This is a genomic window from Salinivibrio sp. MA427, from assembly GCF_001996115.1.
GTDB lineage: Bacteria > Pseudomonadota > Gammaproteobacteria > Enterobacterales > Vibrionaceae > Salinivibrio > Salinivibrio costicola.
In genome coordinates this window covers 1-1,628 of sequence record NZ_MUFH01000434.1, presented here as the reverse complement: position 1 = coordinate 1,628, position 1,628 = coordinate 1, and the positions used below count along the sequence as shown (strand labels likewise).

Here is a 1,628-nt window from a genome sequence, read left to right as displayed (position 1 = left end):
ATGTTTATCTACCCCGATGGTGGCATGCATCACCGCTTTTACCGGTTTTAAATCCGTCATCGCATTCACAATCGGTGCCACCGGGTTCGTCAAGGTACCAAATAAATCGGTGTGGCTGAGCACGTAATCACGCATCAACTTAGGATTGATGTTTTTCTCGCCATGTTTACCCCGTGCCACGGCAATGATATCACCAATTTTCACCCCAGAGGGACAGGCGGTTTCGCAGCGTTTGCAGTTGGTGCATAGTTTGAGTAGGTCGTCATAATACTCTGGATTTTTGATCCGCAGACGCTCGCCATCTGGCCCACACTCTTTGGGGCCCGGATACGCCGGATTCACTTTCGACACTGGGCAGTACACAGTGCAGACGGTACATTTGATACACTGGTCAAAACTGGTGGGCTGCGGTGCATGGTCGCGATATTCTCGCTGTTTAAGCCATTCAGTTAACATATGGCCTCCTTAGCGTTTGCCATCACGGCAAGTGCTCGTTGTGCCGCGGCGTAGCCTGTTGCAACCGCAACGCCTCCGCCGCAACCTTCAAATACGGGATCGTAACCACTGAGTACTGCCCCACACACAAACAAGTTTTGACAACGTTTTCCGCGCGCGGTAGGCCGCAGTTGGTTATCGGTGTTAATACCGAAGGCCATAAACGGATGACTTTGCTGGCTGAAAAAGTCGTCATTGCGCCATTCGTTGCGATCAGGGCTTTGTACCATATCTAACCCCAGTGTTGGCTCGCTAACTTGGGTGCGATCCGCATTCAAGCCGCGACTAAAATAGCTTCCCGTCGCCAAGATTACTGCCTCTGCGGTTAACGGAATATCCTCTAACTGACGGGTATGTAATGCAGTGAGGCGGCCACTGTCGTCAAACTCGCCGCTGGTGACTTGATCACCGCGCAGCAACATGCCACCTGCACTGGCAAACGCGCGCTGCAGGGCCTCTTCTATTCGAATCCCGAGTAACGAAGGCGGCATGGTGGGCACTTCATGGAAGCAACGATCGGTGCGCTGTTTAAGTGCATCCATACCCTGCTCGCCCGCAACGTTGGCAATGATGGCAGGCAAAATCACGAGCTCGTCCGGTCCAGATTGCGCGATTAACTGCTCGCACAGGCTGTCAAAGGCGTTAGGCTCGGCCAGTAAGCGTGACAGATCAACCGAGCGCAATTCATTGCGGTTACGGCGCAAACGCTCCGCACCAGGAATCGAAAGCGTGATGGTGCGACTCGGGCAGGAGGCAAAATCACGCTGCGCGGTAATAGTGTCTTTGGCTAACGTCGGTTGCGCATCGCGATAGCCGTCAATGGCGGCAAAACAGAGACCCGAAAAACGGCGCGGGCCACGATGTTGATACACGTGCCCTTGCGATAACCACGTCGGACGCACGGTGCCCAGCGGCGTGATCCGGCCATGATTGGCGTTGTCTTCTTGATGATACAAACACACTTTTTGCGCACTGAGTTGCTGTTGGAACCAGGTTAACGAATCGGTGATCTCATCAAGGCTAACCTTGGCATAAGGGTGCTCAGGATGCTGGCGCACCAATTTGGGAATCGCCTCAAACGGTTGGGTAACCGGCTCACCATTAGGAAAATGGCCCAGTACATCAATTGAACC

At 53.6% G+C, this 1,628-nt stretch carries 2 protein-coding genes; both read right to left on the bottom strand.

Annotated features, from left to right (window positions below; translation table 11 throughout):
* Nucleotides 1-456: 4Fe-4S dicluster domain-containing protein (locus tag BZG79_RS15350; protein WP_199878044.1), on the bottom strand; the 456-nt coding region annotated here is incomplete at its 3' end.
* Nucleotides 450-1,628, bottom strand: a 1,179-nt coding sequence (gene glpB, locus BZG79_RS15345; RefSeq protein ID WP_077774838.1) for a glycerol-3-phosphate dehydrogenase subunit GlpB, incomplete at its 5' end; no start/stop codon positions are given. The genes BZG79_RS15350 and glpB, both read right to left, overlap by 7 nt.